General features: G+C 71.0%; 20 protein-coding genes. 9 read left to right on the forward strand and 11 right to left on the reverse strand.

What is annotated here, in order from left to right:
* Nucleotides 1-32: 32 nt before the first annotated feature.
* Genes ACWPOB_RS16130 through ACWPOB_RS16140 form a run of 3 tightly spaced genes read left to right on the forward strand, consistent with a single transcriptional unit; the run spans nt 33 to nt 3,689 of the window.
* Nucleotides 33-1,463, forward strand: a complete 1,431-nt coding sequence (locus ACWPOB_RS16130) for an aldehyde dehydrogenase family protein (RefSeq protein WP_455401441.1) — start codon at nt 33-35, stop codon at nt 1,461-1,463.
* Nucleotides 1,464-1,511: 48 nt separating this feature from the next.
* Nucleotides 1,512-2,627: an NDMA-dependent alcohol dehydrogenase gene (locus ACWPOB_RS16135; protein ID WP_455401442.1), complete on the forward strand. Its 1,116-nt coding sequence runs from the start codon at nt 1,512-1,514 to the stop codon at nt 2,625-2,627.
* A gap of 21 nt (nt 2,628-2,648) precedes the next feature.
* On the forward strand, nt 2,649-3,689 hold the full coding sequence (locus tag ACWPOB_RS16140; protein WP_455401443.1) for a TIGR03617 family F420-dependent LLM class oxidoreductase: 1,041 nt from the start codon (nt 2,649-2,651) through the stop codon (nt 3,687-3,689).
* Between the two features lie 28 nt (nt 3,690-3,717).
* Here ACWPOB_RS16140 and ACWPOB_RS16145 read toward each other — a convergent pair whose 3' ends face one another.
* Entirely contained in the window at nt 3,718-4,398 is a 681-nt protein-coding gene (locus tag ACWPOB_RS16145; RefSeq protein WP_455401444.1) for an IF2 family translation initiation factor, read from the reverse strand.
* Between the two features lie 29 nt (nt 4,399-4,427).
* On the reverse strand, nt 4,428-4,985 hold the full coding sequence (locus ACWPOB_RS16150) for a CsbD family protein (protein ID WP_455401445.1): 558 nt from the start codon (nt 4,983-4,985) through the stop codon (nt 4,428-4,430).
* 181 nt (nt 4,986-5,166) lie between these two features.
* Here ACWPOB_RS16150 and ACWPOB_RS16155 point away from each other — a divergent pair, with 181 nt between their 5' ends.
* Nucleotides 5,167-6,600 (forward strand): hypothetical protein, encoded by a 1,434-nt coding sequence (locus ACWPOB_RS16155; protein WP_455401446.1) that lies wholly within the window; start codon nt 5,167-5,169, stop codon nt 6,598-6,600.
* Between the two features lie 18 nt (nt 6,601-6,618).
* Here ACWPOB_RS16155 and ACWPOB_RS16160 read toward each other — a convergent pair whose 3' ends face one another.
* On the reverse strand, nt 6,619-6,888 hold the full coding sequence (locus ACWPOB_RS16160) for a hypothetical protein (protein ID WP_455401447.1): 270 nt from the start codon (nt 6,886-6,888) through the stop codon (nt 6,619-6,621).
* A gap of 286 nt (nt 6,889-7,174) precedes the next feature.
* Between ACWPOB_RS16160 and ACWPOB_RS16165 the strand changes: the two genes are divergently transcribed.
* From ACWPOB_RS16165 to ACWPOB_RS16180, 4 genes are all read left to right on the forward strand, one after another.
* Nucleotides 7,175-7,414 (forward strand): hypothetical protein, encoded by a 240-nt coding sequence (locus ACWPOB_RS16165; RefSeq protein ID WP_165038283.1) that lies wholly within the window; start codon nt 7,175-7,177, stop codon nt 7,412-7,414.
* Between the two features lie 146 nt (nt 7,415-7,560).
* Entirely contained in the window at nt 7,561-8,877 is a 1,317-nt protein-coding gene (locus tag ACWPOB_RS16170; RefSeq protein WP_455401448.1) for an MFS transporter, read from the forward strand.
* Nucleotides 8,870-9,535: an ArsR/SmtB family transcription factor gene (locus tag ACWPOB_RS16175; RefSeq protein WP_100057123.1), complete on the forward strand. Its 666-nt coding sequence runs from the start codon at nt 8,870-8,872 to the stop codon at nt 9,533-9,535. Before ACWPOB_RS16170 ends, ACWPOB_RS16175 begins: the two co-directional genes overlap by 8 nt.
* 118 nt (nt 9,536-9,653) lie before the next feature.
* A complete protein-coding gene (locus ACWPOB_RS16180) occupies nt 9,654-11,066 on the forward strand; it encodes an alkaline phosphatase PhoX (protein ID WP_455401449.1) in 1,413 nt (470 codons plus the stop codon).
* Nucleotides 11,067-11,101: 35 nt separating this feature from the next.
* Here ACWPOB_RS16180 and ACWPOB_RS16185 read toward each other — a convergent pair whose 3' ends face one another.
* The 8 genes from ACWPOB_RS16185 to ACWPOB_RS16220 form a co-directional block, all read right to left on the reverse strand.
* The gene (locus ACWPOB_RS16185) at nt 11,102-11,503 is read right to left on the reverse strand and encodes a TIGR03668 family PPOX class F420-dependent oxidoreductase (RefSeq protein ID WP_100057121.1); all 402 of its coding nucleotides are present in this window, start codon (nt 11,501-11,503) and stop codon (nt 11,102-11,104) included.
* 27 nt (nt 11,504-11,530) lie between these two features.
* Entirely contained in the window at nt 11,531-11,797 is a 267-nt protein-coding gene (locus ACWPOB_RS16190) for a hypothetical protein (protein WP_100057120.1), read from the reverse strand.
* Between the two features lie 47 nt (nt 11,798-11,844).
* Nucleotides 11,845-13,785: an ATP-dependent zinc metalloprotease FtsH gene (ftsH, locus tag ACWPOB_RS16195; RefSeq protein ID WP_455401450.1), complete on the reverse strand. Its 1,941-nt coding sequence runs from the start codon at nt 13,783-13,785 to the stop codon at nt 11,845-11,847.
* A 150-nt stretch (nt 13,786-13,935) separates the two neighbouring features.
* Nucleotides 13,936-14,532, reverse strand: coding sequence for an RBBP9/YdeN family alpha/beta hydrolase (locus ACWPOB_RS16200; RefSeq protein ID WP_455401451.1), 597 nt, complete (start codon nt 14,530-14,532; stop codon nt 13,936-13,938).
* Entirely contained in the window at nt 14,529-15,884 is a 1,356-nt protein-coding gene (locus ACWPOB_RS16205) for an MFS transporter (RefSeq protein WP_100057118.1), read from the reverse strand. The genes ACWPOB_RS16200 and ACWPOB_RS16205 overlap by 4 nt, the downstream gene beginning before the upstream one ends.
* A gap of 156 nt (nt 15,885-16,040) precedes the next feature.
* Entirely contained in the window at nt 16,041-17,093 is a 1,053-nt protein-coding gene (locus tag ACWPOB_RS16210) for a 3-keto-5-aminohexanoate cleavage protein (protein WP_455401452.1), read from the reverse strand.
* 54 nt (nt 17,094-17,147) lie between these two features.
* A complete protein-coding gene (locus tag ACWPOB_RS16215) occupies nt 17,148-18,044 on the reverse strand; it encodes a TauD/TfdA dioxygenase family protein (RefSeq protein WP_455401453.1) in 897 nt (298 codons plus the stop codon).
* A 55-nt stretch (nt 18,045-18,099) separates the two neighbouring features.
* A complete protein-coding gene (locus ACWPOB_RS16220; RefSeq protein WP_100058153.1) occupies nt 18,100-19,074 on the reverse strand; it encodes a quinone oxidoreductase family protein in 975 nt (324 codons plus the stop codon).
* Nucleotides 19,075-19,671: 597 nt separating this feature from the next.
* Between ACWPOB_RS16220 and ACWPOB_RS16225 the strand changes: the two genes are divergently transcribed.
* Entirely contained in the window at nt 19,672-20,817 is a 1,146-nt protein-coding gene (locus tag ACWPOB_RS16225; RefSeq protein WP_100058152.1) for an acyl-CoA dehydrogenase family protein, read from the forward strand.
* Nucleotides 20,818-20,904 lie beyond the last annotated feature (87 nt).

A 20,904-nucleotide genomic window follows, 5' to 3' on the forward strand; every position in this document is an offset into this window, starting at 1 on the left:
GGCGGGCCGGGTGCGCTCATAGCATCCGCGCCATGACCGCAACCACCGGCGCCGCCTCCGACGTGCACGCGCTGCTCGAACGCCAGCAGCAGGAATCACGCTCGCGGCGGACGAGTTCCGCGGCGGGCCGCCGTGCCCGGATCCAGCGGGTGATCGACCTGCTCGTCGCCCGCCGCGACGAGATCGTGGAGGCGATCGACGCCGACTTCGGCGGGCGTCACCCGGGATACTCGACCCTCAACGACGTGCTCGGGTCCCTGACGGCGCTGAAGTACTCGCGCGACCACCTCGAGGAGTGGATGCGGCCCGAGGAACGCGCGGTCTTCTCCCCTTACGACCAGCTCGGTGCCACCGCCTCGGTGCACTACCAGCCCAAGGGGTCGGTGGCGATCATCGGAACCTGGAACGCCCCCGTCTTCACGCTCCTGAGCCCGCTCGCCGGGGTGCTGGCCGCCGGCAACCGGGCCGTGCTCAAGCCGTCCGAACTCGTGCCGCGCACCGCACAGGTGCTGGCCGCCGCGGCCGCGGAATTCCTCGATCCCGCCGAGATCGCGGTCGTCACCGGCGGACCCGACGCCGCGCAGGCCCTGACGTCCCTGCCGTTCGACCACATCGTGTTCACCGGCAGCCAGGCCGCCGGGCGCTCGGTGATGGAGAACGCCGCCCGCAACCTCGTGCCGGTCACCCTCGAACTCGGCGGCAAGTCCCCGACGATCGTCGGACGTTCGGCCGACCTCGCGGCGGCCGCGTTCCGGATCGCGGTCGGAAAAGCCACCAACGCCGGTCAGCTCTGCGTCAACCCGGACACCGTGTACGTCCCGGCCGGGAGCCTCGAGGCGTTCGTCGCCGCGGTCCGCGAGTCCTACACCGAGCTGCTGCCCACGGCCGCCGGCAATCCCGACGTCACCGCCGTCGTCGCCGATCGGCACGCCGCCCGCATCGACGGCTACATCCGCGACGCCGCGCAGCTGGGGGTGCGCATCGAGACCGTCCCGCCGGAACCGATCAGCACCACCGAGCGGCGCCGCCCGCTGCGCATGGTCGTCGACCCGCCCGAGTCGGCCGCGATCTCGCAGGAGGAGATCTTCGGGCCCGCCATGGTGGTGCGGACCTACGACGACGTCGGGCAGGTCCTCGCGCGGATCAACGCCGGACCGAAACCGCTGGCGCTGTACTACTTCGGCCGGGATGTGGAGGAGCAGCGCACCGTCGTCGACTCCACCACGTCCGGCGGCGTCACGATCAACGATGTGATGATGCACCCGGGCATGCTCGACGCGCCGTTCGGCGGAATCGGAGCGTCCGGCACGGGGCACTACAACGGCCGCGAGGGCTTCCTCGAATTCAGCCACGCCCGAACCGTGTTCGTCGCCCCGGAACAGGACCCGCGGCGCGAATGGGGGATGCTACCGCCCTACGGCGACGGCTACCGCGCCACGATGGCCGCTCAGGTGTGTCCCTGATTCCGGCCGCCCGCAACGACCACCCCCTACGAATCCCGGAGGAACCCGATGAGAACCCGCGGCGCGATCATCCGTCAGGCACCCGGCGCATACGAGATCGCCGACCTCGAGCTGGACGAGCCGCGGCGCGGCGAACTGACGGTGAGGATGGTGGCGTCGGGACTGTGCCACTCCGACGACCACATCGCCACCGGCGACCACGCGGTGGGCAGCTACCCGATCTGCGGCGGCCACGAGGGCGCCGGCGTCGTCGTGCAGGTCGGCCCCGAGACAGCCGGCTGGAGCGAGGGCGACCACGTGGTGTTCTCGTTCCTCGCCGCGTGCGGGCGGTGCCGGTGGTGCGCCAAGGGCCTGCAGAACCTGTGCGACCGCGGTGCCGCCATCATGACCGGCAGCCGCCCCGACGATCCGACGAGTTTCCGGATGAGCCTCGACGGAGTGCCCGTCGCGCAGACGTGCGGACTGTCCACGTTCAGCGAATACACCACGGTCAGCGTCGATTCGGCGGTCAAGGTCGCCAAGGACCTGCCCCTCGACACGCTGTGCCTGCTGGGGTGCGGCGTCGGCACGGGATGGGGTGCGGCGGTGAACTCCGCCGAGGTGTATCCCGGGCAGACCGTCATCGTGCAGGGCATCGGCGGAATCGGCATCAACGCCGTCCAGGGTGCCGCGCACGCTGGGGCGGCGCAGATCATCGCCGTCGATCCGGTGCCGTTCAAGCGCGAGAGCGCACTGCGGTTCGGGGCGACGCACGCGGTCGCGGACATGGCGGAGGCGACGGAGATCGCGCGCTCCCACACCGACGGGCAGGGCGCCGACGCGGCGATCGTCACCGTCGGCGTCACGACCGGCGAGCACATCGCACAAGCGTTCTCGGCGATCCGCAAGGCCGGCACGTGCGTGGTCACCGGTCTCGGCAAGATGACGGACTTCGGAATACCGATCAGCGCCCTGGAACTGGTGCTGTACCAGAAGCGGCTGCAGGGCTCGCTGTTCGGTGCCTCCGCCCCGACGGCCGACATCCCCTGGATGATCGAGTTGTACACGTCCGGCAAACTGATGCTCGACGAACTGGTCACGTCCACTTACAAGCTCGACGACATCGCCCAGGGCTTCACCGACATGCACGAGGGCAGGAACCTGCGCGGAATCGTCGTTTTCTGACCGACGACGAGAGGTCACGACATGGAGAGGGTGGCGTCGCTGCCGGCGGACACACAGCTGAGCCGGGTGGCCGAGCGGGTACGCCGGATCGAAGCGCTGGGGTACGACACCGTGCACGTGTCGGAGACGGTGCGGGACCCGTTCGCCGTGTGCGCACTGGCGCTGGAACACACCTCGCGGCTGACGGTGCGCACCAGCATGGTCGTGGCGTTCGCCCGAAGCCCGATGGTGACCGCGTATTCCGCGTGGGAGCTCGCCCGCTTCTCCGGGGGCCGCTTCCAGCTCGGTCTCGCGACGCAGGTCCGCGGCAACATCGTCGGCCGGTTCTCGATGCCGTGGAGCGACCCCGCCGCACAGCTGCGCGACTACCTCGACTCCCTGCGAGCGATCTTCGGATCGTTCGCCACGGGAGAGCCTCTGTCGCACAGCGGACCGCACTACACATTCGACCGATTGCAGCCGTACTTCCGACCGGGCCCCGTCGACGTCCCGGCGCCGCAGTTGTGGACCGGTGGCGTCAACCGGCGGATGTGTGTGCTCGCCGGTGAGCGCTCCGACGGATTCGTCACCCACCCGACGAACTCGCACCCCACGTTCCTGCGCGAACGTGTCCTGCCCGCGCTGCGCGAGGGCGCCGACCGCCGCGGCCGGCGCGACGGCGGTCCCCGCGTCGTGGTGGTTCCCAAAGCGATCACCGGCGGCGACGACCGGACCGTCGCCGCCGCCCGCGAGAGGGCCCGCTCCGAATTCGCGTTCCTGTACTCGACGCCCGCCTACCGCCGAACGCTGGAGACGCTCGGTCTCGCCGACCTCGGCGACCGGCTGACCAGGATGGCGCGGGAGCAGCATTGGAACGAGATGCCGCAGACGGTGACCGACGACGCGCTGCGCACCCTCGTCCCGCAGGGCACCTACGCTCAGCTGCCGGCCGTCCTCGAATCCTGGTACGGCGGCACGTGCGACGGGCTGTCGATCGACCCGCCCGAGGATCCGGCCGACGACGACGAATTCGCGGACCTTCTCGACCGCATCCGCGCGATCCCGGAGCGGCCGGTGCGGTGAGACCCCCGGCGCCCCACCTGTCGCCTCGTCAGGCCGGTCCGCCCGGGGTCTGTCCGTTCCGCTCGGCCTTTTCCTTGCCGGCCAGCTCCTCCATCCGCTCGGCGCGGGCGCGCTTGTCGGCGGCCTCGCTCTGCTTGCCGGCGGCGTCCTTCAGCTGCGCCTCGGCCGGGGCGGCGGCGGCCTGCTCGGCCGCCCTGATCTGCTCCTGTTCCTTCCGCCGGGCCGATTCGACCGCCTGCGTGCGCTGTGCCGCCTCGGCGTCGGCCTGCCGTTTCGCCGCCTCGGCGCGTTGCTCGGCCTCCCGTGCGGCGGTGCGTTTGCGCTCCTCCTCACGCGCCCGGGCCTGCGCCACCTCACGCCGCTTCGCCTCGTGGGCCTCCGACTGCTGCGCCCGCGCCTGCTCGCGCTCGGCGCGTAGCGCGGCGTCGGCCTCCTGCTCCTTGCGGGCGGCCTCCTCCTCGAGGACGCTCGCCCGGGCGAGCGCGTCGGTGCGCTCGGTCATCGCGGCTCCGCGCTGCTGCACGTCGCGCGCGCCGAGGACGGTTCCCACGGTCCCGTCGAGCATGCCGAGGCCCCGCTCGTACATCAGTCGTGGGGGTGCATCGGGCGGGAATCGCGAGAACACCTGCTGCTCGATCACCTGCAGCGGGAATCGGAAGATCTGGTACTGCAGGCGCAGCACGGCCAGGGGCACAGTGGTGATGTTCATGTCGTCTCCGCTTCGTCGGGTATGAGAGGTCAGGGCGTTTCGGCGTCGTCGCCGAGGCTCTCGGCCTTGTGCCGAGCGCGCGCGGCCTCGGCACGCGCCTCGGCGGCCTCGTCCATCGCCTCGCGGTGGTCCTCGGTGGCGTTGATCGCGTCGGCGGTGGCCCCGGCCACCCGAGCGCGCTCGGCGGCTTCCGCGCGCGCCGTCTCGGCGCGGGCGTCGCGTTCGGCCTCGAGCTGCCCGGCCGCGGCCCGGTGCTGCGCCTGCTGTTCGGCGGCCACGTGCTCGGTCTGCTGCCGGCGGCGCACGTCCTGCTCGGCGGCCGCGGCCTCCTGCCGGACCGTGTCCCGCTCCTGCGCGCCCTGCTCGCGGACCCGGCCGAGTTCCTCCGCGGCCTCCTCGGTCTCGGCCCGCGCGACGGCTTCGGCGGTGTTCGCCTCCTTGCGCTCGTGGGCCTCGGCCTGCTGTAGCTGCCCTTCGGCGGTGAGCGAGTCGTTGCCGGTCACCGCGCCCGCGACTTCCTTCGCCTTGCCCTTGATCGAGTCCAGCAAGCCCTCGCGAGCCTCCGCGGACGTGCCTTTTTCGTCCATGACGTCGTGCTCCTCGGTGGTAGGGAACGTCTGTGCGGGGTTGTCCGCTACCGGGGGGTAACCGGAAATGTTCCGCTCCAATCACGCAGGCGGGGATTTCCGAGTGCGGATCCGGGCCCGTCCGCGTGCGCTCCGGCGGACAATGAGGCTCGAGGATCCGGCTCAGGGGGAGGCGACGTCGATGACCGGGAACGACGGCTCGGGTCCGGACGGGACGCATCGACAGGTGTTCCCGGAGGCCGGGGCGCACGTCGGGGGCGGCCGCTACCGGCTGGTGGAGCGGCACGGCACCGTGGGCGGCCTGCAATGCTGGCGGGGGCGCGACACGGCCATGAACCGGACCGTGGCGCTGACCCTCGTGCCCCGGCCCGCTCCGGATGCCGGGTTCTTCCCGGAGCTGTGCGTGCGGACCGCCTCGGCGGCCTTCGATCGGGTGGGGGCCGCGGCCCGCGTCTTCGACGTCGTCGACGACACCGACCACTGCGTGGTGGTGGCCGCGTGGACGCGGGGCCGGTCGCTGCGCGACGTGGCCGGCGACCGTCCGGACCCGGCCGCGGCCGCGCGGATGACCCTTCGCCTGGCCGAGACGGTGCGTGCCGCGCACCGGCAGTCCACGGTCCTGTGCCTGGACGATACGGTCCGCGTCCGCGTCGGCGAGTGCGGTACCGCCGTCCTCGCGTTCCCTGCGATCCTGCCCGGGGCGGGCGAGGCGACCGACGTCGCCGGGCTCGGCGCGGTCCTGCGCTGCCTGCTCGGCGGCGGCGAGCGTCCCGGCCCACGCCCGCTGGGGACGCTCGCAGACGATGCCGTAGACGGGCGAGTGTGCACCGCAATCGATTTCGTCGAACGTTTGGTCCGGATGCTCCCCCGCGACGACGTTCCGATCCGGGGCGCGGAACACGGGGCCGAGGCTGTACGTGACGTAACCCCTTCGCCGGTGTCGGACCGGCTCGCCGTGGATCGGCCGTCCGAGACCGCCTCGCGCGGCGTCGGGGTCGTGTCCGCCTCGGCTGCAATGGTTCTGGTGGCGTGCCTCGCCGCGGTCGGCTGGGTCGCCGGCACCGCTGTGAGCGGCCCGGGTGGCGACACCGCGGTGACGGCACCGACGCTGCCCGCAGTCGCCGTCGCGGCGCCGCCGGTCGGTGCCCGGGCGGCATCGTCCGGCGTCCCCCTCGTTCCGCTGTCCGTGCGCGCCCAGTCGCGGGACGCGACTTCCGACAATGCGGTGACGGCGGACCTTGCGGCGGACGCCAACCCGAACACGGCCTGGAGCACCGACCTGTATCCCCGGCAGGTCCCGGCCGGGCGGAGCGGCGTGGGCCTGACGATCGCCTTCGCGCGGCCGGTCCGGCTCAGCGAGGTCCGGATCGACAGTCTCAGTGCCGGTTCGCGTGTCGAGATCCGAACCGCGCCCCGCGGGGGCGGTCCGCACCACGCGTCGCAGACGATCGGCGGCGCTGTCCTCGTCTCCGGCGTGACCCGCATACCGGTGGCGGCGACGGCGGCACCGATGTCGGAGGTGCTCGTCTGGATCACGGAACTCGCGGCGGCCGGGCCCGACCGCTTCCGGACGTCGCTGTCCGAGCTGGGATTCAGCGGAGACACCGGACCGTGATCGTCCGCTCGTACCTCGTCAGTCGTACGCGCGGACGTGCCGCACGACCACCCGCGGACCGTACCGTGCGCGCGCACGGGCCAGTGCCTCCGACCGCACCTGCTCCTCGGTCACTCCCGTCGGCAGGGACAGGATCAGGCTCTGCGCGGGGTGGTCCGGGTCGGCCGGATCCTCGACCAGGCACATCCAGTCGAACGTTCCGCCGGCGCGTCTGCGGGCCAATTCGATCCGGGCCGCCTCGACAGGTCCGCACCCCACGGCGGCATCGTGCGTCGTGCTCTGGTCCACGAGCCGAACGAGATGCTCGGTGGACCACCGGTGCACACCGCTGTTCAGCCGGACAGGATCCATCGCGTCACCGCCTCCCCGCGGCACATTCCCGGACCTTTCGTTGCGTGCGTCGTATCCGGTGCGGGATCTTTCCGGTGATTCTTCCACCTGTGCGGCCGGACGAGAAGGCCGGTTGCGGCGAATCCGCCGAGCGGACCGACCGGATGCCGGGCGTGGCGCCGGGGCACCCCGTCGGCCACGATGACTTCACACACCGTACGTCGAATCGAAGGACGGTCCCGCAATGAGCACCCCCGAGCTGGCCCGGCACGCCTCGCGGTTGCGGGCCGATCTGCACGTGTTCGATCGGCGTATCAAGGAACTGAGCGATGAGTTCGGGCGGATCGATCGCCATTCCCACGGAGACTCCGCCGAGGCCGCGCTCCTCGAGATCCTCGACCTCCTCGCCGACGCGCGCCTGGATCTGCGCAGCGTCGACAAGCATCTGGAGACGGCGGTCCGGCACGCCGAGAACCTGCACTGATCGCCGCGAGGGCACGCCTGGTCCGCCGTCGGTGGCGTCTCATTCCATAATTCCATAGAATGTCGTAGCGACGTCGTTCGCGTCTCCCGCCGGGAAGGCCCGGCGCGCGGCGACCCCGATCCCACACGTCCCCCGGAGGGCGGCTCATGAACACCCCCACGCGCCCCACCACCCCGTTCGGCGAACGGATCGGACTCGGCCTGCGCCGCAACGCCGCCCAGTTCACGCTGCTGGTGGTGGTCAACGCCCTCGTCGGCGGCATGCTCGGCCAGGAACGCACCGTGCTGCCGCTGCTCGCCGAGGAGGAGTTCGGCATCCGCGCCTACACCGCCGGCCTGTCGTTCATTCTCGTCTTCGGCCTGTCGAAGGCGCTCACCAACTACTTCGCGGGCACCTTCTCCGACCGGTACGGGCGCAAGCCGGTGCTCGTGGCCGGCTGGCTGGTCGCGCTCCCGGTGCCGCTGCTGCTCATCTGGGCTCCGTCGTGGGGCTGGGTGATCTTCGCCAACGTGCTGCTCGGCATCAGCCAGGGACTGACCTGGTCCACCACGGTGGTGATGAAGATCGACCTGGTCGGCCCGGCCCGTCGGGGTCTCGCGATGGGACTGAACGAGGCCGCGGGGTATGCCGCCGTCGCCGCGACCGCGCTGGCCACCGGCTACCTGGCCGAGGCCTACGGTCTGCGGCCGGCACCGTTCCTGCTCGGCATCGCCTTCGCGGCCCTCGGCCTGGGACTGTCCACGCTCGCCGTGAAGGAGACCCGGGAATACGCGCGCCTCGAGGCCGTCGGCCATGTGGCCCGTGCCGACGGACGCCACGACCACCTGCACGACAAGCTCACCGACGGGCAGGTGTTCGTCCAGACCAGCTTCAAGGAACCGGCGCTGTCGTCCGCCAGCCAGGCCGGCCTGGTCAACAACCTCAACGACGGCCTCGCCTGGGGCCTGTTCCCGATCCTGTTCGCCGCCGCCGGTCTGTCCGTAGGGAAGATCGGTGTGCTCGCCGCGCTGTACCCGGCCGTGTGGGGAGTCGGCCAGCTGGTCACCGGCGCGTTGTCGGACCGGTGGGGCCGCAAGTGGATGATCGTCGCCGGCATGTGGCTGCAGGCCCTGGCCCTGGCCGTGATCGCCGTCTCGGATGCGTTCCTGCCGTGGGCGATCGCCGCGGCGGCGCTCGGCGCCGGCACCGCGCTGGTCTACCCGACCCTGCTCGCCTCGATCGGCGACGTCGCCCACCCCGCCTGGCGGGCCCGGTCCGTGGGCGTGTACCGGCTCTGGCGCGACGGCGGATTCGCCGCCGGCGCCCTGCTGGCCGGTATCGTCGCCGACGCGTTCGGCGTCCACGCCGCCGTGTGGGTCGTGGCCGCGCTGACCGCCCTGTCCGGGCTGATCGTCGCGGTGCGCATGTACGAGACCCACCCCCGACCTGCCCGCGTCGCACAGGAGGACCCCGCCCATGGCTGACCGAGCCGCCAAGGACGCCCTCTTCGGGGAGTTCGCCGCCGTCGGCAAGGTGCTCGGCAACCCCGCGCGCCTGGAACTGCTCGACCTGCTCGCGCAGGGCCCGCGCAGCGTGGACGAGCTCGCCGCCGCCGCCGGGCTCGGGGTGAGCACCTGCTCGGCGCACCTGCAGACGCTGCGCGCGGCCGGGCTGGTGCAGTCCCGCCGGGACGGCAAGCGGATCTTCTACTCGCTCGCCGGGGACGACGTGGCCGTCCTGTGGGACACCCTGCGCCGCGTCGCCCAGCGGCACCGCCCGCACACCGAACTCGCCCGTCGCGCCTATCTCGGCCCGGACGACACCACGGCCGTCGACACCGAGGAACTGCTGCACCGCCTCGAGACCGGCGAGGTGGTCCTGCTCGACGTGCGCCCCGAGGCCGAGTACGCCGCCGGGCACCTGCCCGGCGCGCTGCACGTGCCACTCGACGAGCTGAGCGAGCGGCTCGCGGACCTGCCGGCGGGCCGCGAGATCGTCGCCTACTGCCGCGGCCGGTACTGCGTGCTCGCCCACGACGCCGTCCGGCTGCTGCGTACCCACGGCGTGCCCGCCCGGCGCGCCGCCGACGGTGTGCTCGAGTGGAGACTCGCCGGGCTGCCCGTCGACTCCGACGTCGCCTGACCGCCTCAGCGACGTTCGCGTCCGGTTCAGTTCCGGGTCACGCGCCGTCCACCGAACCGGGCTTTCCGGTACCTACGGTCCGAAGGACTCGACCGGATCGATGGAGGTATCGGAAACAGTGACGACGGCACCACTGAATCGCCGCGGGTTCCTCGGACGCACCGCGCTGGCCGGCCTCGGCGTGGCCCTCGCCGGCAGCGTCGAGGCGCTCGTCCGCCCCGGACTCGCGTCCGCCGTGCCCGGCACGGCGATCGGCTACGGCCCGCTCGTCCCGGATCCCAACCGCATTCTCGCCCTGCCCATGGGCTTTTCGTACACCGTGGTGTCGCGCTCCGGGGAGACGACCCTCGACGACGGCACGCCCGTCCCCAGCGATCCCGACGCCAACGGCGTGTTCGCGCACGGCAACGGTTCCACGATCGTGACCAACCACGAGATCGGCAAGGACGAGCCGTTCGGCGTGCCCGTCGTCGACGGCCTGACCTACGACCCCGGCGCCCGAGGCGGCACCACCACCGTCACGGTGGGGCCGAACGGGCAGCGCACGGGCCAGTACGTCAGCCTGGCCGGCACCGTGAACAACTGCGCCGGTGGAATCACCCCGTGGGGCACGTGGCTGACGTGCGAGGAAACCGAGGCACGCGCCGGCTCCAAGGGATTCACACTCGACCACGGTTACGTCTTCGAGGTCGACCCCGCGAGCCAGGAAGCCAACCGCGACAAGAGCCCGGTGCCGCTGAAGTTCCTCGGCCGGTACGCGCACGAGGCGGTCGCCGTGGACCCGGCAACGAGCGCGATCTACCTCACCGAAGACGCCGACGAGCCCAACGGCCTGTTCTTCCGGTGGACGCCGCCGCAGGGTTTCCGCGGCGGGCCGGGCGCCCTGCGCGAACTCGCCGTGTCGCCGGGCGGCGACACGGCGGGCAGCCTGCAGGCGATGAAGTGCCTCGACGGCGGCACGCACGTGCCCGACCTGTCGCAGGCCACCGAGCCGGGCGTGCGCTACGCGGTGGAGTGGGTCGACGTCCCCGACCGCGACGCCGCCACCACGCCGGTGCGCGCACAGTTCGCCGCCGACGAGGTCACCCGCAGCCGCAAGCTCGAGGGCCAGTGGTGGGGCGACGGCGGCGCCTACTTCGTCGCCAGCTACGCCCGCACCAGCGACGGCAGCGTCGCCGAGCACGACGGCCAGGTGTGGTTCTACGATCCGGCCTCGCAGACGGTCACGCTGAAGACGCTGTTCGGGGTCAACCCCGACCCGTCCGTCGACACCGGCAACTACGACGGTCCCGACAACATCACCGTCTCGCCGTACGGCGGCGTGATCCTCGCCGAGGACGGCGACGGCATCAGCCACCTCATCGGCGTCACCGCCGAGGGACAGCCGTTCGCCATCGCCCGCAACGAACTCAACGACAGCGAGTTCTGCGGACCGGCGTTCAGTGCCGACGGCAGGACCCTGTTCGTCAACATCCAGTCGCCCGGGCTGGTCCTTGCCATCACCGGGCCGTGGCGTCGTCCGATCAACTGATCGCACGGCCCGCGCTGCGCCGCGGGCCGTGCGCGTCAGGCGGACCAGGACCGCCAGCGCAGATCGGCGATCCGGAGCACCGGCCCCGCCGGGCGGGCGGCGCGGTACTGCGCGTACTTGACGGCGAGCGCATCGAGACCGGCCGTGCCGACCGCGGAGCGCGGGTCGTGGACGGTGGCGGTGCCGTCGAGGCGGACCCACCACAGGTGCGTCCAGTCCTCCTCGTAGTGGTCGACGAGCACGGTGACGTGCGGGTTGCCCTCGATGTTGCGCAGGCGCCGCAGCCGGCGCGTCGTCTTCGGTTTGTCGTCGACGCAGGTGTAGAGGACGTCGCCGGCGAGCACGAACACGATCGGGACGAGGTGCGGGCGCCCGTCCGGCCCGGCGGTGGCGAGCCGTGCGACGCGGGCGGCGGTGACGAGAGCGCGTGCGTCCACGTCCCCACGGTAGGCGCCCGCCGGCCGTCACCTTCTCGGTCCGGGGATCCGCCTGTCGGGGCCGAATCGCGGGCCCGCGAGGCCCGGCGGGGCCGGCCGCCAGTTGTACTGGTTCTGCGCCGGCGGGGATTCCAGGTCGGCCCAGGCTTCCCGCGCCCAGGTCTCGGCCTCCGGTCCCGGGCCGAAATCGATGCCCAGCGACGGGTCGTGGGTGCAGATCACCCAACGGTGACCGTCGGGAGTCTCGTGGATGCGGTAGTGCCGTGCCGTCGTGGGGTCGGGGAGAGGTGCCATGGGGACCGGGTTCCCCGCGGCGCGGCGAATCATGTCGGGCGCGTCCCTCAGGTGCTGCCGAGGCGCTGCGGCCGGGCCGTGTCCGCTTCCGCCCGAAGCACATCGAGGACGACGTCGCCGTCGACGGTCTCCTCCTCGACGAGGATCGCGGCCAGCCGGTCCAGCGCCGCCCGATGCTGCGTCAGGAGCGCGACCGCCCGTTCCTCGGCGGCCCGCAGCAGCCGGGCGACCTCGCGGTCCACGAGCTGCTGGGTGTGTTCCGAGTAGGGCCGCACGAGGCTCCGCTCACTGGTGTCGGCATGGAGGTAGTTGGGATCGCCGGAGCCGTACCCCACCGGGCCGAACGCTTCGGACAGCCCGAATTCCCGCACCATGCGCACGGCGATCCGGGTCGCGCCGCTCAGATCGTCGGCGGCGCCGGTCGAGCCCTCCCCGAACACGACGATCTCCGCGGCCCGCCCACCCACTCGCACGGTGAGCAGATCGTTGAGATACCCCTCGCTGTAGAGGTGGCGTTCGACCTCGGGGAGCTGCTGGGTCGATCCCAGCGCCATGCCCGCGGGCAGGATCGTCACCTTCGCCACCGGGTCGGCGTGCGGGCACAGGGCCGCGAGCAGCGCGTGACCCGATTCGTGCACCGCCACCGAGGTCCGTTCCTCGGGGAGCAGGGCGTTGGCGCTCTCGCGGCGGCCGAGCAGCAGGCGGTCGCGCGCGGACGACAAGTCGTCGGCGCAGATGACGGTGCGGTCGTCGCGGACGGCGTTGATGGCGGCCTCGTTGACCAGGTTCGCCAGATCCGCACCCGAAAACCCCGGGGTGGCCCGCGCGAGCACGCTCAGATCGACGTCGGGCCCGAGGTGTTTGCCCTGCAGGTGCACCGAGAGGATCGCGGCCCGTTCCGACTGGGTGGGCAGGGGGATGACGACCGTGCGGTCGAACCGGCCCGGCCGCAGCAGTGCCGGATCGAGCGCCTCCGGGCGGTTCGTCGCTGCCAGCACCACGATGCCGACGCTCTGATCGAAGCCGTCCATCTCGGCCAGCAACTGATTGAGCGTCTGCTCCCGCTCGTCGTTTCCGGCGTAGGTCCCGACGCCGCGTTTGCTGCCGATGGCGTCGATCTCGTCGATGAAGATGATCGACGGGGGGGTCTTGCGGGCCTGCTCGAACAGGTCCCGCACGCGGGAGGCGCCGACGCCGACGAACATCTCCACGAACTCCGAGCCCGTGACGGACAGGAAGCGCACCTCTGCCTCACCCGCCACCGCGCGGGCCAGCAGCGTCTTGCCGGTGCCCGGCGGGCCGATCATCAGGACCCCGCGGGGACCCTTCGCGCCGGCGGCCGCGTATTTCTCCGGATCCCGCAGGAAGTCGACGACCTCGCTGATCTCCTGCTTGACGCCGTCGTATCCGGCGACGTCGGCGAATCGGGTGGTCGGCCGGTTCGCCTCGATCACCCGGGCCTTCGAGCGGCCGAACGTTCCGATGCCCCCGATACCGCCGGCGCCTCCGCTGAATGCGCGCTGCGCCCGGCGGCCGAGCCACAGCAGCAGTCCCGCGAACACCACGAAGGGCAGCATGCTGAACAGAATCGCCCCCCACGGGCTGTCGTCGGTCTGTTCCGCGCTGACCCGGACCTGCTTCGCCTGCAGCTTGTTGTCGAGCCCGGCGAGGTCCAGCGCGGTGGGCAGCTGGGTGACGAATTCGGTGCCGTCGGAAAGGGTTCCGGATACCGATCCCTTGTCGTCGATCGTCACCTGCTCCACGGTGCCCGCGTCGACCCGGTCCACGAAGTCGCTGTAGGACAGGGTGCTCGACGTCGGGGTCTGCAGGGCCAGGGCGACCACCAGGCCGCCGAGCAGGACCGCGACCGCGACCAGTTGCCACCACAGGCCCGAGGACGGCGCCGGCGGGGGCGGCGGGTCCGGGGGAGGCCCCGATCGCGCCGACCGTGAGAGGTGAACGGAGAAGAACCTGGTCCGTGTGATCATTCGGCGCTCTCCTGACCTGTCCGTGTCGGATCCACGGTATCCGCACACACGGCGGTCCTCACCCGTGTCAGCAGGATCGACGATGGGCTGTGGAGTGTGGCGGCGAACCTCGGCGTCGGTATCGCAGGGTTCGCCGCCACGGTCCGGGGCTCAGGCCCGGACGGGGACCGGTCGGGGCGGCGGTGCCTCGGCAAGCTCGCGGACGAGGTCCTCGGCGGCGGGCCAGGGGCCGTAGCCGGCGGCGGGGTTGAGGTGCCCGACCGGTCCGACGTCGACGAGTCTGCTGCCCCAGTGCCGCGCGAGAGTGGCGGCCCGGTCGAACCCACAGAGCGGGTCGTTGCTGCTGGCGGCGACGATGCTGGGAAACCGCAGCGGTGTGCGCGGGGTGGGATACCAGCCGTTGTCGCGTAGCTGCTCGGGGGTGGGGTAGCCGGCGGGCAGCGCGACGGTGAGGTCGGGTGGGGTGGCCAACAACGCGCCCACGATGGGGTGGTGGTGGCGCTGGGCCCACGCGACGGTGATCATCACACCGGCGCTGTGCGCGACCAGCAGCACCGGGCCGGTCGTGCCGGCGACGACCTCGTCGAGGGCGGCGACGCGGGCGGCGAGACTGAACTTGTCGCGGTGCAGCGGCTCGACCGTGGCCACCTTCGGCAGCCGCGCGGCGAGCAGGGTCTGCCAGTGCTCGGCGACGTGGCCGCGCAGGCCCGGCACGATCACCACGGTCGTGGTGTCGAGGGTGCTCACTTGTCGGCTCCGGTCTGCTGCGCGGGGGCGGCGGACAGGGTGGCGAGCTTGCGGACGCTGGCGGGGTAGACGCGCTTGCCGACCAGCAGCACCGCGACCGCGCCCAGGTAGACGAGCGGCGCGAGTTGCAGAGCATTGGCGAGGCTGATCTTGTCCGCGAGGACGCCGACGACGAACGGGCCCGCGGCCAGCCCGAGCAGGCTGTTGGCCAGGGTGGTGGTGCCGAACGCCGACGCCCGCACGGTGGGGTGGGTCAGGTTGGCGACCATCGCGGTGACCGCGCCGGTGGAGCCGGCGGAGAAGAACGCGCCCAGTCCGAGCAGCACCAGCTGCGCGGTGCCGACCGGCAGCTGGAACCCGACGATCAGCAGTACACCGGCGGCGAGGCTGATCGCGATCGCGACCGTCCACTTGCGGGCCGGGTCGATGCGGGCGGCCCGGTCGGCGACGATGCCCCACACGATCATGCCGGCGCCGATGAGCAGCACGAAGACCGCGGCCATCGCGGCGGCCTTGTCCGCGGCCAGCCCGTAGGAGCGGCCGAAGAAGCTGGGCAGCCACGCCATCAGCGCGGCGGCGGTGAACATCTGCAGCCCGCCGCCGATGTAGGCGCACAGCACCGCGGGGTTGGTGAACAGGCTCGAGATCGGGGCGCGCGCAACCGTGCCCGGCGCAGCGGTGTGGGTGGTGTTCGCGTCGTCGTCGATGGCGTGGCGGGCGAGCTTGCGCTCGCTGACCAGGGCCCAGAACAGCGCGACCAGGACCAGCCCGAAGACCGCCATCGACGCGAAGGACCAGCGCCAGGACAGCTGCACGGCGATGACCCCGCCGAATGCGACGCCGATCACCGACCCGAACGAACCGCCGGCCATGAACGCACCCGAGAGCGAGGCCCGCAGCCGCGGCGCGAACACGCTGAGCACGACCGCGATACCGACGCTGCCGTAGGCGGCCTCACCGACCCCGACCAGGAACCGGGCGCCGAGCATCTGCTCGTAGGAGCCCGCCACCGCGCACAACAGGGTCGCCACGCTCCACAACGCGGCCATCACGACGAGGCTGCGCACCCGGCCCCACCGGTCGGCGAGCATCGACAGCGGCAGGGTGAGCAACCCGACCATCAACGCGACCACGCTGTTCAGCGATGCGAGGTGCGAATCCGACAGCGACCATTCGGCTTTCAGGAACGGGAACACCGCACTGAGGACCTGCCGGGACATGTAGTCCGACAGCAGCAGCCCGAAGGTGAGTGCGAACACGAGCCACGGGTAGAACCGGGATCGCCCGCTGCGGCGAGACGGCGCCGACACGGTCGCGGCCCGCTCCGGCGCGGTGGTGGTGAGAGAGGACATGATCTTCCTAAACCTCGGGTGGGGTGGGGGAGAAGCGCGATGGCTGGGGTGGAACTTGTGGTGCTGACGGCTGGTGGGAGAAGGGGTTTCGCGTGCCCGGGGCGGGGCGCGGCACCGGGCGTGGTGTCACGCCCCGCGGGTCACGCGGATGCTCCGTCAGGCGTGCTGGGTGAAGCCGCGCTGGCCGGGGCGGCGGTTGGGTGCGAAGCCGATCTTGGCGAGGGTCTCGTCGGCGTCGGTGTAGTGCTCGTCGAGCTTGTAGATCTCGCGGGCCTCCTTGCCGGTGGCGACCTCGCGGCCGAGCTCGTTGGCGATGCGGACGAGCTGTTCGACCTGCGCCACGGAGGTCATCTTCTCGCCCTTGCGGCCCCACAGGGTGTCCTCGGTGCCGCAGCGGGCGTGCAGGCCCATCGCGATGGCCATGGTGTTGACCGGCAGCACGCTGCGCATCAGGGTTTCCAGGGTGAGCACCGCCCCGTCGGGGGTGCGGCGGATGAACTCCATCAGGTTGTACGGGTTGGGGCCGTCGAAGCCGCCGCCGATGCCGACCCAGGTCACCATCAGCGGGCCGGTGTAGACGCCGCGACGGATCAACCGCTCCACGGTCTCGAGCTGGGCGATGTTGGCGAGCTGGAAGTGCGGCTGGATGCCGTTGGCCTGCAGCCGGCGCAGGTGCTCCTCGACCCAGCCCGGCCCGGCCGGGACGGTCATCTCGCGGTAGGCGTCGTAGACCTCGGGGCGCTGGAAGGAGGTGCCGGCGATGTCGTCGGCGGTCATCAGCTCGACGATGTTCATCTGGTTGGTGTTGATGGCGATGGTGACCTGGTCGGGCTTGGGGTCGAGTTCGGCGAGCAGGTGGCGGGTGTCGTCGGAGAGCCACTTCGCGTCCGCGCCCTCGCCCTCGGGTGCGAACGAGATCGAGCCGCCGACCTGCAGGATCATCTCGGGCACCGCCTCGCGCAGCCGGCCGAGCAGCTCGTTGAACTTCGAGAGCCGCTTGGAGCCCTTGCCGTCGAGTTCGCGCACGTGGATGTGCAGCACGGTGGCGCCGGCCTCGTAGCAGTCCACCGCCTTCTGCACGTGCTCGTCCATGGTCAGCGGCAGGTCCTCGGCGAAGTCGTCGATGTCCCACTCCGGGCCGTAGGGGGCGACGGTGATGACCAGCTTCTCCTGGTTCTCCGGGAACAGGGCGTCGTCGTGGAAGTGCATGGTGGTGCTCCGATCAGAGTTGTTGTGTGGTTGGTGACTGGGAAGGGGGATGAGTCAGAAGGGGCGGTCGCCGACGATGCCGGCGCGCTCCATCTTGCGCACGGCGGGCCAATAGTCCTGCACCGCATAGTGTTGCGTGGAACGGTTGTCCCAGATGGCGACGCTGTTGCGCGTCCACCGCCAGCGCACCTGGTACTCGGGGATCGCGGCCTGGCTGATCAGGTACTGCAGCAGATTGCCGGCGCCGGGGGCGTAGTCGATCCCGAACCGGACATTGTCGGGGGTGTGGTAGTTGACCAAGTGCGTGGCAAAGGCGTTGACGAACAGGATCTTCTCCCCGGTCTCGGGGTGGGTGCGCACCACCGGGTGCTCGGCGTCGGGGAACCGCTCGTGCAGCGCGTGGCGGGCCTCGATGGGCATGTTCGCACCGAAGCTGGCCTCGATGCTGTGCCGGGCGCGCAGCCCGTCGATCCGGTCCTTCACCGATTGCGGCAGCCGCGTGTAGGCCTGCGCCATGTTCACCCAGATGGTGTCGCCGCCGACCGGTGGGATCTCCACGGCCCGCAGCACCGAACCCATCGGGGGGTTCTGCCGCCACGTGGCGTCGCAGTGGTAGGCGTTCTCGTAGTGCTCGGGCGCGCTGTCGAGGTCCTTGTAGATCCGCACCAGCCCGGGATGGTCGGGGTCGCTGCCGGCCACCGGGTGATCCTCGAGCGGACCGAACCGCTCCGCCAGCGCCACGTGCTCGGCGCGGGTGAAGTCCTGATCGCGCAGGAACAGCACCTTGTGACGCAGCAGCAGTGCGCGCAGCTCGGCGAACAGGGCGTCGTCGCGCGACACCTCGCCCAGGTCCACGTCGAACAGCTCCGCACCGATCGTGGCGGTCAACGGCTCGACCCGGAACGGGGTCACCGTCCGTGTCCGCCGGGGCGTCTCGATCGTGACAGACATTGCATTGTCTCCTAAAAGAAGTGGGGTTCGGTTCCGGTGTCGGGTATTCGCCGGTTCAGAGGGTGAACACCGAGGTGCCGATGCTGGCGCCGGCCTCGAGATCGCGGTGTGCGGCCACCGCGTCGGCCAGCTCGTAGCGCTGGTTGATGTCGATGCGGATCCGGCCGGCGGCGACGTGGCCGAACACCTCGCCGGCCAGTTCGGCCCGCTCGGCCGGGTCGGCGATGTAGTCCGCGAGCGCGGGACGGGTCACGAACAGCGAGCCCTTGACCGCCAGCGACATCGCGTCGATCGGCGGGATCGGTCCGGAAGCGGTGCCGAAGCACACCAGCAGGCCGCGGCGGGCCAGCGAGTCGAGCGAGGTCGCGAAGGTGGAGGCGCCGATGCTGTCGAACACCACCGGCACTCCGACCCCGTCGGTGATCTCGCGGACCCGGGCGGGGACGTTCTCACGGGTGTAGACGATCACGTGCGCACAGCCGTTGGCGCGGGCGATCTCGGCCTTCGCGTCGCTGGACACGGTGCCGATCACGTTGATGCCCAGGAGATTCGCCCACTGGGTGACGATGGAGCCGACCCCGCCCGCGGCGGCGTGCAGCAGCACCGTGTCCCCGGCGCCCAGCGCGGCGATGCGCCGCAGCAGATACGCACTGGTGAGCCCGCGCATGGTCATCGACGCCGCGGTCTCGAACGCGATCCCGTCCGGGAGCGTGATCAGGTGCTCGGCCGGCATCACCCGCTCGGTGCTGTAGGCGCCCAGTGGGCTGCCGGTGTAGGTGACCCGGTCACCTTCCCGCACGTGCGACACACCGGCGCCGACGGCCTCGACCACACCCGCGGCCTCGACGCCCATGCCGGCCGGCAACGCGGCCGGGTAGAGCCCGGTCCGGAAGTAGGTGTCGGCGAAGTTGAGGCCGACCGCACCGTGGCGGATCCGGACCTCGCCCGGGCCGGGCTCCCCGACCTCGGCGTTCTCCCACCGCAGGACCTCCGGTCCACCGGTCTCGTAGAAACGAACGACCTTCGCCACTGTATTCTCCTTCTCGGTCCCGGGCGCTCGCGTCGTGACGACTCGAAGATCCGAAACGTTATGCTGTGGAACAACTTTTGGATTCGCTCGGGTGTGCCGGTTCGGCTTGTGAGGTCGGTCACCGGGTGGCCCGTGCTGTGATGAACCCAACTTTAGTCGGACCATCCCGTTGATACTTATCCTGGCGGGACTCCAAATATTCACTTCGAGACGCTCCTGCGTTCCAGCGGTCTCGCCGGCCCGGGACATGGATCCCGCCGGGTTGGAGCCGGCTGCATCCCGGGTGCGGTGGCGGTGGGGGTGCGTGGTGGTGTGCGACGAGGGTGTTCATCGGATTCGCGTGGAACGCAGGCGGTGTCGTCTGTGCGCCACCGACGCTGTCCCGATACGAATAGTCTGCTGACCCGATGAGATAAGTACGGTGGGTGCGGTTCGGCTACCGTGGAGTGGCAAGCCGAAGACCCGCATGGGTTCTCGATCGAGTCCCGCACTCTGCGGGCCACGTCACCACTACCGGGATCGTCGAGGCAGCCGGCCGACGTGGCCACCTGCCCGACGTGCTCGAACGCACCCGCCGCCACCCCACCAGGAAGATCGATGACCAGGACCATCTATGCCGCCGACCACCTCGCTTTTCGTGACACGGTGCGTGATTTCACGCAGCGCCACCTGATTCCGGAGCACGAGCGGATCATCGAGCAGCGGTTCATCGACCGCGAGATCTGGATCGAGGCGGGCAAGCTCGGCCTGCTCGGGCTGGAGGTGCCCGAGCAGTACGGCGGCAGCGCGGCGGGGGACTATCGGTTCAACGCGGTTGTGGGGGAGGAGCTCTCGCGGGTGAGCGCGGCGATCGCGTCGAGTTTCGGCATCCACTACGACATCGTGGCGCCGTATCTGGTGGAGCTGACCACCGAGGAGCAGAAGCAGCGGTGGCTGCCGGGATTCTGCACCGGCGAACTGGTCGCCGCGATCGCGATGACCGAACCGGCCGCGGGGTCGGACCTGGCCGGGTTGAAGACCACCGCCCGACGCGACGGGGAGGACTGGATCCTCAACGGGTCCAAGACGTTCATCACCAACGGCTACCACGCCGACCTGGTGATCGTGGCGGCGAAGACCAGTCCGGAGAAGAAGGCCAAGGGCATCACCCTGTTCGCGGTCGAGACCGGCACGGCGGGCTTCGAACGGGGCCGCAAGCTGGACAAGGTCGGCCAACCCGAGTCCGACACCGCCGAGTTGTTCTTCACCGACGTCCGGGTCCCCGCGGCGAACGTGATCGGCGAGGTCGACGGTGGGTTCGCGCACATGATGCAAATGCTGCCGCAGGAACGGATCTGCGCGGCGGTGTCGAATCTCGCGCACGCCGAGGCGATCCTCGCCGAGACCCTCGACTATGCCCGGGAGCGCAAGGCGTTCGGCCAGGCGATCGGCTCGTTCCAGTACAACAAGTTCCTCTTCGCCGAACTGGTCACCACACTCGAGGTGGCGCAGGCGTTCGTCGATCGGTGCGTGCAGGCGCACACCGAGGGGCGGCTCAGCGCGGTGGACGCCGCGAAGGCCAAGTGGTGGAGCTCGCAGGTGCAGAACCAGATCCTCGACAGTTGCGTGCAGCTGCACGGCGGCTACGGGTTCATGAACGAATACCGGGTCGCGCGGGCGTGGAAGGACGCCCGGGTGACCAAGATCTGGGCCGGGTCCAACGAGATCATGAAGGAGATCATCGGACGGGACCTCGGACTGTGAGCATCACCGCGCCGGCCACTCACGCGAGCGAACCCACCGAGTGGCTCGCCCGGCTGACGCCCACCCGGTCCGGCGCCGGCGCACGCA

The sequence above is a fragment of the Rhodococcus sp. 2H158 genome (genome assembly GCF_053764755.1).

What these genes read in the sequence shown, in the direction of transcription:
- ACWPOB_RS16130 (WP_455401441.1), top strand. Translation starts at nt 33, where the DNA reads ATGACCGCAACCACCGGCGCCGCCTCCGACGTGCACGCGCTGCTCGAA.
- ACWPOB_RS16135 (WP_455401442.1), top strand. Translation starts at nt 1,512, where the DNA reads ATGAGAACCCGCGGCGCGATCATCCGTCAGGCACCCGGCGCATACGAG.
- ACWPOB_RS16140 (WP_455401443.1), top strand. Translation starts at nt 2,649, where the DNA reads ATGGAGAGGGTGGCGTCGCTGCCGGCGGACACACAGCTGAGCCGGGTG.
- ACWPOB_RS16145 (WP_455401444.1), bottom strand. Translation starts at nt 4,398, where the DNA reads ATGAACATCACCACTGTGCCCCTGGCCGTGCTGCGCCTGCAGTACCAG.
- ACWPOB_RS16150 (WP_455401445.1), bottom strand. Translation starts at nt 4,985, where the DNA reads ATGGACGAAAAAGGCACGTCCGCGGAGGCTCGCGAGGGCTTGCTGGAC.
- ACWPOB_RS16155 (WP_455401446.1), top strand. Translation starts at nt 5,167, where the DNA reads ATGACCGGGAACGACGGCTCGGGTCCGGACGGGACGCATCGACAGGTG.
- ACWPOB_RS16165 (WP_165038283.1), top strand. Translation starts at nt 7,175, where the DNA reads ATGAGCACCCCCGAGCTGGCCCGGCACGCCTCGCGGTTGCGGGCCGAT.
- ACWPOB_RS16170 (WP_455401448.1), top strand. Translation starts at nt 7,561, where the DNA reads ATGAACACCCCCACGCGCCCCACCACCCCGTTCGGCGAACGGATCGGA.
- ACWPOB_RS16175 (WP_100057123.1), top strand. Translation starts at nt 8,870, where the DNA reads ATGGCTGACCGAGCCGCCAAGGACGCCCTCTTCGGGGAGTTCGCCGCC.
- ACWPOB_RS16190 (WP_100057120.1), bottom strand. Translation starts at nt 11,797, where the DNA reads ATGGCACCTCTCCCCGACCCCACGACGGCACGGCACTACCGCATCCAC.
- ftsH (WP_455401450.1), bottom strand. Translation starts at nt 13,785, where the DNA reads ATGATCACACGGACCAGGTTCTTCTCCGTTCACCTCTCACGGTCGGCG.
- ACWPOB_RS16205 (WP_100057118.1), bottom strand. Translation starts at nt 15,884, where the DNA reads ATGTCCTCTCTCACCACCACCGCGCCGGAGCGGGCCGCGACCGTGTCG.
- ACWPOB_RS16210 (WP_455401452.1), bottom strand. Translation starts at nt 17,093, where the DNA reads ATGCACTTCCACGACGACGCCCTGTTCCCGGAGAACCAGGAGAAGCTG.
- ACWPOB_RS16215 (WP_455401453.1), bottom strand. Translation starts at nt 18,044, where the DNA reads ATGTCTGTCACGATCGAGACGCCCCGGCGGACACGGACGGTGACCCCG.
- ACWPOB_RS16225 (WP_100058152.1), top strand. Translation starts at nt 19,672, where the DNA reads ATGACCAGGACCATCTATGCCGCCGACCACCTCGCTTTTCGTGACACG.